Raw genomic sequence first — 6,973 nt, 5'->3', positions numbered from 1 at the left:
AAGTCGGGGGGGGGTGCCTGCCGATGGGGGCGAAAGCGGCTACTTTACTGCGTCGAACCGCCGCAGTAAAAGACCGGCGCGGCAAGGCCGTACCTTGCTACCTGGTCCGGAAAAGGCCGCCCGCCCCCTAGAACTTCGCCTGCATCCCCACCCGCAGCGTGCGCCCCGGTGCCGGCATTACGCTGAGCGGCTGCTCCAGGCCGTCGTCGCGTACCGTGCGCCAGGCCGCGTGGAATGGCGTCAACGCCACCTCATCGGCCACTGCCGCGCTGATACTGCCGCGCAGCAGCAAGGCCACCGGCAAATCACCGTGATCCGAGCCGATATCGGCCAGGCGCGCGCCGACCGGTACATGCGCCGCCACACACGCCAGGCACATGGACAATGTCTACCGCCGCTTTGGAGCTCGCTGTATGTCCTTGAGCCAGAAAAGATCACCGGCCGTCAGGCACGAAAATACCTGCGCTCGGTCGGCTCGATCTAGGTCGATCGAAGCAAAACCGCGATAGCGCACCCACCCCACTCAGAAGCCCAGGGGCAAAAGGCTAACGGGCGCACCAAAGCAAAAAAGGTGGGTACCAAAGATGAATTACCAACTCTGGATGGAACCGGATGACTGCCAGACCTTCTGTCTGGGCGGCCCACAGGGAAACACCGCAGGCAAACTGCTTCACCCCGACGCCCGGCTTGTGTGGGAAATTGAAGCCCACAGCCACTTCGAAGCAATGACCCAGTACTACGCGCACATGGAGTGGGGCGAATACAAGACCGACCTTGCCGAACAAGAGCAAACGTAGTGGGCGCCACCGGGGCCCGGGGCCGGATAATCCGCAGTTTTTTTGCTCGTTTTCGAAGAGCACAGGTTTTTCGGCAATCGGTGAATGCTAGGCTTGGCGGTTTTTTCAGCAGGGACTGGCTCATGCAGCGCATCGTGATTCTGGGCAATGCGGGAAGTGGCAAATCGACCCTGGCCCGTGAACTGGGCCGCCGCCTTCAGTTGCCGGTGGTACACCTGGACAGGCTGTTCTGGGAGCCCGACTGGGTCGAGGCGGACAATGAGGTTTTCCGCAGCCGAGTCCGGCAGGCCGTCTGCGGGGATGCCTGGATCTGTGAAGGCAACTACTCCCGGCGCACCTTCGACTTGAGACTACCCCGTGCCGACCTGATCATCTGGCTCGACCCCCACCGCACCACTTGCCTGCGGCGAGTGATGTTGCGCAGCCTGCTGAATCGCCCCCGGGCCGATCTTCCTGTTGGCTGCAGCGAAAAGCTGAACGGGGAGTTCCTGAAATTTCTGAATTTCGTGTGGAATTTCGATAGGGTAAACCGCCCAGGCATCGAGGCTGTACGCCTGGCTATCGGGCCACAGGTGCCTGTCGTTCACCTGCGCAGTGCCCAAGAGATCGGTGCATTTGTACAGAGCCTGTCCGCCACGGCCCAAGGCAGTTTCAAGCTGCAAGGATAATGCTCGCCGGATTCGCTAGTTGTTGAGCCTCTCCCCTTCAGGAAAATCATGGACATTCGATTGACGCAAACCAGAGACTGGATGCTGTTGAAGCGCGTTCGTCTCGCGGCACTTCAGGACACCCCGACTGCCTTTGGCGTGAGTTACCAGACTGCCGCTAACTACAGTGACCAGCAGTGGCAGGACCGCGCCTCGTCAACCGGTAGCCAATTCTGGCTGGCCTTCAAGGACCAGCAACCGGTGGGAATGATTGGTGCCGCAGTCAGTGGCGCGAACCGCTACAACTTGATCGGCATGTGGGTGGCCCCCGACGCACGGGGTAGCGGCGTGGCCGCGAAGCTGGTAGACGCGGTGAAATCCCGTGGGCGAGACCAGGGCCATGAGTGCGTGTATCTGGACGTCGCCCTCGAGAACGCAAGAGCCGCACACTTCTATCTGAAGCAGGGATTCGTCTTCATCGATGAGTGGGAACCCCTGGAAAGCCATCCCCATATCAAGGCGCAGACCATGCTCTGCCCTCTGTAAAACTGACCCGGCCGCGCCTCTGCTGGCCAGAGGTGTGCTAGGCCCGAGAAAAGATAGCGTCGCGCAAGTCGGCCAGATAAAGGTCCATTGGACTGCAAGCGGACGGATCAGCTCTCAGTGACAACCACAGCATCGTCATTGGACTCGGTGGCCAGCTTCGCCCGATCAGCCTTGCTGATGTACTTGGACTTTTTTTGCGGAGCCAGTTTGGCACTGGCCTTCTTGGCGTGGGCCTTCAATAGTTGCTGGATTTTTTTACGACGATTCATCTGGGGCTGCCCGGCTTTTTAAGTGCCGCCATGATATCAGCCGCCGCTCGGCGGGGCTGGCAACTCTTCGTCAATCCAGGAAATGATTGAAGATCGCCCCACCGCAAGAAGACTGAAAAGAGGCTCTGCAATGGAGTGGAATGCAGGTTCAGCGCTGCACAAGCAGTTACCGGGTCATTTCCTGCAGATCAGCGTGGGTGGAGGCGGTGACTGTCTGTGTTTTGATCATTCTGAGAACCCCTTGTCCCCCAAGGTCGTTTTCTACTTTCACGAACCGGACGCACCGGAGGCGATATCTTACGTGGCTGACTCATTCACAGACGTGCTTGGCATGTTGAAGGAGGACCGGTGAACCCTCCAAAGTCGCCGCCCCCAGGGGCCATGACCTTCACCGATGAAATGGCCCGCGCCTTTGCTGCCGCCAATCCGCTGCCGGCACTGCTGCAGCAAACCCTTCAATACCTGGAAGAGCATGGTTGCGTGCAGACCCGGCGTGACGGGGTGCGCTACATGACCCTGCACCCCGAACCTGAATACAGCGCTATCGCCACTACCACTTTCTACCTGCCAGAACCTGCCCGAAGCGCCTATTGGACTGCCAGCGATGATCCCGAGGTGAACCAGCGCCTGGCGATATTCCTGCGAACCGGCGCAGACGGTTCCTGGGCCGGGCTGTGGCGGGACGACAATGGCCGGCAACGCATCGTCCACCTGGGCTCGGGTTCCGGTTCGCTGATGCTCTGCGTGCTGACGGACAACATGCAAGACCTGCTGCGCCTGCTGGCGATCGGTTACAACGAGCTCTGCTGGCCAGAGCAGTTCGAGCGAACACCGCAAGAGGTACGGGAGGATGAATACGATGATGACGACTACCCGCCCCCTCCGCGTCTATTGCGCAACCATGTCGAACAGCAATTGGGGCTGAGCATTCCGCCGCGGGCATCGGCGATCGTCCCCACCACCGTCAGCATGGACGCCGCAGAATCGGACGATCCGTTCTGGAACTGGCTCAAGCGTGTCAGAGGGGAATGATCGACTCCCCTCCTACCCCTCTCAGAACTTCGCCTGCATCCCCACCCGCAGCGTGCGCCCCGGCGCCGGCATGAAGCTCTGCGCCAGCGGGTCCAGGTAATAGCGGTCGGTGAGGTTTTGCAGCGACACGTTGAGGCTGGCGTCTTCCTTCAACTTGTAATTGAGGAACAGATCGAACAGCGCCACTTCGCGGTAGTTCAGTTGTGGCGTGGTGGCGCCGGTCTGCCAGGGCTTGTCGGCGGTGACGGTGGGTCCCGAAGTGTAGGTAATGCGCGTGCCGAGGGTCAGGCTCTGGTCGAAGAAGCGCAGGCCGGTGGTCAGGTTGCCGGCAAAGCGCGGCGGGTTCTGGGTGTTGGTGTAGGAACCCATGAAGCTGCCCGGGGTGCAGTCCGGGGTGTCGGCGGTTTTCTGGTAGGGGTTGCTGGTGGCTCGCAGGGTGGCGGCGAAGGCCGCGTCACAGGTTTCGGTCTTCAGGTAGTAGGTGGACGACAGGTCGGCAAACATCCGTCCGGCATCGTAGTGGGTTTGCAGTTCCAGGCCACGGGTGGTGTAGCTGTCGGTATTGCTGAAGCGCATCAGGCCCCACAGGCCCGGGCTCGGATCGTAGTAGCGGGTAATGTAGTTCTTGATGCTGTTGTTGAAGTAGGCGAGCTTGATCGCCGCCGAATCGTCATCCACCAACAGGCCCTTTTGCAGGGTGCTGGCGCCGATCTCCCAGTTGCTCGAACGCTCGGGCTTCAGGCCCTTGCCCGGCGTGGTCTGCTGCACACCGCGACCGGTCTCGAACAGCGAAGGCATGCGAAAACCCTGGGTGTAGGAGGCATAGACAAAGGTGTCTGGCAGCACTTCGAGATTGATCCCGAAGGCCGGGGCAAAGGCGCCACCGCTGTTGCTGTCCTTGCCCGAATAGTTGAACCCGGTGACCACCCGCCCCACTTGCGAGTCGCCGACCTCCGTCTCGGTCGCGCCGAATTGGTTATAGGGCGTGCCCTCGAACGGGAAGTTGGTGTTGTTGAAGACAATCGCGTTGTTCAAGCGTGGGTCGGTCGCATCGGTGTACAGCCCGTTCTGGTCCGGGAACCACATCAGGTAGCCATAGTCCCCCGGCTTTGAAACGGTCACGTACTTGTGCTCTCGCACCTCTTTGCGCGCAGTCGAATAGGCGACGTGGTCCTTGCTGTGAAAGTGGGTGTAGCGACCACCGCCCCACAGCGTCAGGCTGTCCACCGGCTGGTATTCCAGCTTGCCGTTGAAGCTGAACTCTTGCCGGGAGCCCTCGCGCAAGCTGCGGTTGGCGTTGATGTCGTCCTGGGTGGTGACCACGCCTTTTTGCGGGCGCAGTTCCTCCAGCTGAAACGAGCCGCCCAGGTCCAGTTTCAAGTCGCCATAGTCGGTGGTAAAGCGCGACGTGTTGGCCAGACCGCCGCCCGTGCGGCGGTTGGCCTGACGGTTCCAGGAGCGGTCCGTGCGATAGGCCTGGGAGGCCGGTGCCGACCATGCGCTCAGTTGGCTGGTCTGCGCATCGGTCATCCACAGGTCGGCAGTCAGGTCCAGCAGCGGGTTGTCCGCGGGCAGGTAGTTGTAGCGCGCGGTGTAGGTGTCGATCTGGGTGTGGCCCAGGGGGTACTGGTAGATGCCGCCGGTGCCGAAACGGAAGATGTCCGAGGGCATGATCTCGCCGATGCGTCCGTCATAGCGCCGGTAGCCGAGGTCGAAGGTGTGGCCGTCCGCCGGACGCAAGGTGGTCTTGAGCAGCCAGGATTCGGTCTTCGACGAGGAGTTCAGCACCTCTTCCCCGGCGTTGTAGGTGGTGGCCACGCTGGTCTCTTCATCACCGTAGCGGTCAAAGGTGCGGTAGCGATCCTGGCCCTTCTTGCCGGCGAAATAATTGCCCTGGTTGCGATGGGCGTAGGCCGCTACTACATCGAAGAGTTCATGGGTATAGGCGAACGCGGCGCTGCCGGCCTCCGCGTCCGAGCCGAACAGCCCGCCGCGGCTCTGGTGCGGTTCCGAGTACAGGTCCTCGGTCTTGGAGTGGGGGTCGCGACGGGCCGGAGCCACGCCGTTGTTCCAGACATCGCCCTTGAGCCGCAGGCCGACATTCTGACCGTCCTTGAGGATGTCGCCGACACCAAGGGTGCGCATCTTTACCGTGCCGCCGATAGCGCTGGAGGTCAGGCTCGGGCCCTTGTCGATGGCGATATCGCTGATCATGTCCGGGTCGATGTAGCTGCGTTGCTGGGTGCCGGCATAACCGCGATAGACATCCAGCGCCTGTTGCGAACCGTCCACCGTCACCGCCACTCGGCTCTGGCCCTGGATGCCGCGAATGTTCACATCCAGGCCGCCGCCATTGCGGCTGTCGCCGACCTGGACCCCGGGCTGGCCCTTGAGCACGTCGCCCACCGACACCACACCAAAGCGCTGCATGTCGTCGGCGGAGATGTACACCGACGAACGCGGTGCCCGGTACACCTCCTCCTCGTCAGGGTTCTCGCCCTTGACCTTCTGGGTCGGCAGCGACACCGCATCAAGGCGCAGGCGCAAGGCATAGCCGCCGTCGGCCTGGCGCACGTAGCCCAGGCCGGTGCCCGCCAGCAGCTGGTTCAAACCCGCTTCGGTATTGAAATCCCCTTGCAGGCCCTGGCTGGTCTTGCCCGCGGTGAGCAGCGCACTGCCGGCCATGCTGATTCCCGCCTCGGCGCCAAAACGCGACAGCACCTGGTCCAGGGGACCGGCGCCGATGCTGTAGTGGCGCTCGCCGGCAGCCAGCACCATCTCGCTGTAGAGCGGTTGCAGGCTGAGCAACAGCAGGCCGAAGGTATGGGTACGCAAGACACGAGCGGGGAAAATCATGCAAGGCTCCTAGGAATCGAAACCCACCTGTGCCGGCGGGTAATACCTGAAGGCCAAGCCAGATCGAAAAAACTATCGCGCAGGTGAAAAAAAATTTTCAGGCCGGCACCACAGTCACCCAATAACGGGTTCTGCGCTCGATGCGCACCGGCAGGGTATTGGCCACCAGGGCCAGGGCGGCATCGGTGTCGTCCAGCTGGAAACTGCCGGTCACCCGTAAAGCGGCAACCGCTTCGCTGCAACGTAAATAACCCGGGCGATAGCGCGACAGCTCAGCCAGCAACCGATCCAGGCGCATGCGCTCGGCGGGCAGGATGCCGCGCATCCAGGCCTGGGCCAGAAACACATCGATGGCACTGGGCTGCCCTGCTCCCCGACCATCGACCCGGGTTTGCCAGCCGGCCTGCAATGACAGCGGGACCGATTGCTGCCGGGCACTGACCTGCACCAGCCCCCGCAGCACGGTGACCTGAGTGCCCTGGCGATCATGGCGCACCAGCAGATGGGCGCCGCGGCTGTACAACAGCGCATCCGGTGTTTGCACTTGCAGGGAGGCCGATCCGGCCGGGGTATCCAGCGCCAGCTCGCCCTCGATCAACTGCACGCTGCGTTGCCCTGCACTCAAGTCCAGGTTCACCGCGCTGGCCGTGTTCAGCCACAGCGACCCGCCGTCCGCCAGAGCCCAACGTCGCCGCTCACCGATGCCGGTGCGATAACCGGCCAAGGCTGAACGCACCAGGGTGGAATCGGCACCCTGCCAGGAAACGCCTCCCAGCAATCCCAGCGCCAACAGGCACTTGAGCACCTGTCGCCGTCGCTGCGGATC

8 protein-coding genes and 1 pseudogene are annotated in these 6,973 nt (G+C 62.2%); 5 read left to right on the top strand and 4 right to left on the bottom strand.

The features are described 5' to 3' along the window. Nucleotides 1-163 precede the first annotated feature (163 nt). Nucleotides 164-379, bottom strand: a pseudogene (locus tag BLX41_RS08750) (tRNA (adenine(22)-N(1))-methyltransferase TrmK); the annotation flags it as partial. A 205-nt stretch (nucleotides 380-584) separates the two neighbouring features. Between BLX41_RS08750 and BLX41_RS08745 the strand changes: the two are divergent. The 3 genes from BLX41_RS08745 to BLX41_RS08735 all read left to right on the top strand — a co-directional run bounded on the left by BLX41_RS08745 (nucleotide 585) and on the right by BLX41_RS08735 (nucleotide 1,990). After that, nucleotides 585-797: a hypothetical protein gene (locus tag BLX41_RS08745; protein ID WP_123724542.1), complete on the top strand. Its 213-nt coding sequence runs from the start codon at nucleotides 585-587 to the stop codon at nucleotides 795-797. 122 nt (nucleotides 798-919) lie between these two features. Further along, complete coding sequence (locus tag BLX41_RS08740) at nucleotides 920-1,465, top strand: P-loop NTPase family protein (RefSeq protein WP_123724541.1); 546 nt, start codon at nucleotides 920-922, stop codon at nucleotides 1,463-1,465. Between the two features lie 48 nt (nucleotides 1,466-1,513). Next, nucleotides 1,514-1,990, top strand: coding sequence for a GNAT family N-acetyltransferase (locus tag BLX41_RS08735; RefSeq protein ID WP_185073453.1), 477 nt, complete (start codon nucleotides 1,514-1,516; stop codon nucleotides 1,988-1,990). Nucleotides 1,991-2,097: 107 nt separating this feature from the next. Here BLX41_RS08735 and BLX41_RS08730 read toward each other — a convergent pair whose 3' ends face one another. Further along, nucleotides 2,098-2,259 (bottom strand): DUF2986 domain-containing protein, encoded by a 162-nt coding sequence (locus BLX41_RS08730; RefSeq protein WP_123724540.1) that lies wholly within the window; start codon nucleotides 2,257-2,259, stop codon nucleotides 2,098-2,100. A gap of 82 nt (nucleotides 2,260-2,341) precedes the next feature. Here BLX41_RS08730 and BLX41_RS37245 point away from each other — a divergent pair, with 82 nt between their 5' ends. Both BLX41_RS37245 and BLX41_RS08720 read left to right on the top strand, forming a co-directional pair. Further along, nucleotides 2,342-2,611 carry an SMI1/KNR4 family protein gene (locus tag BLX41_RS37245; RefSeq protein ID WP_123724539.1) on the top strand — a complete coding sequence of 90 codons (270 nt, stop codon included), beginning with the start codon at nucleotides 2,342-2,344 and terminating at the stop codon, nucleotides 2,609-2,611. Next, on the top strand, nucleotides 2,608-3,291 hold the full coding sequence (locus tag BLX41_RS08720) for a hypothetical protein (protein ID WP_148059698.1): 684 nt from the start codon (nucleotides 2,608-2,610) through the stop codon (nucleotides 3,289-3,291). The genes BLX41_RS37245 and BLX41_RS08720 overlap by 4 nt, the downstream gene beginning before the upstream one ends. Before the next feature lie 21 nt (nucleotides 3,292-3,312). On the opposite strand, the gene BLX41_RS08715 is transcribed toward BLX41_RS08720, so the two are convergent. Together BLX41_RS08715 and BLX41_RS08710 are read right to left on the bottom strand one after the other, a co-directional pair. Then, entirely contained in the window at nucleotides 3,313-6,147 is a 2,835-nt protein-coding gene (locus BLX41_RS08715; protein WP_123724537.1) for a TonB-dependent receptor, read from the bottom strand. Between the two features lie 97 nt (nucleotides 6,148-6,244). After that, on the bottom strand, nucleotides 6,245-6,973 hold a 729-nt coding region (locus tag BLX41_RS08710; RefSeq protein WP_259744571.1), incomplete at its 5' end, for a FecR family protein.

The sequence above is a fragment of the Pseudomonas protegens genome (genome assembly GCF_003732485.1).
Lineage (GTDB): Bacteria > Pseudomonadota > Gammaproteobacteria > Pseudomonadales > Pseudomonadaceae > Aquipseudomonas > Aquipseudomonas protegens_B.
This window is presented reverse-complemented; position numbering and strand designations above follow the sequence as displayed.

Coding starts and splice junctions, on each gene's coding strand:
- BLX41_RS08745 (WP_123724542.1), top strand. CDS start 585: ATGAATTACCAACTCTGGATGGAACCGGATGACTGCCAGACCTTCTGT.
- BLX41_RS08740 (WP_123724541.1), top strand. CDS start 920: ATGCAGCGCATCGTGATTCTGGGCAATGCGGGAAGTGGCAAATCGACC.
- BLX41_RS08735 (WP_185073453.1), top strand. CDS start 1,514: ATGGACATTCGATTGACGCAAACCAGAGACTGGATGCTGTTGAAGCGC.
- BLX41_RS08730 (WP_123724540.1), bottom strand. CDS start 2,259: ATGAATCGTCGTAAAAAAATCCAGCAACTATTGAAGGCCCACGCCAAG.
- BLX41_RS37245 (WP_123724539.1), top strand. CDS start 2,342: ATGATTGAAGATCGCCCCACCGCAAGAAGACTGAAAAGAGGCTCTGCA.
- BLX41_RS08715 (WP_123724537.1), bottom strand. CDS start 6,147: ATGATTTTCCCCGCTCGTGTCTTGCGTACCCATACCTTCGGCCTGCTG.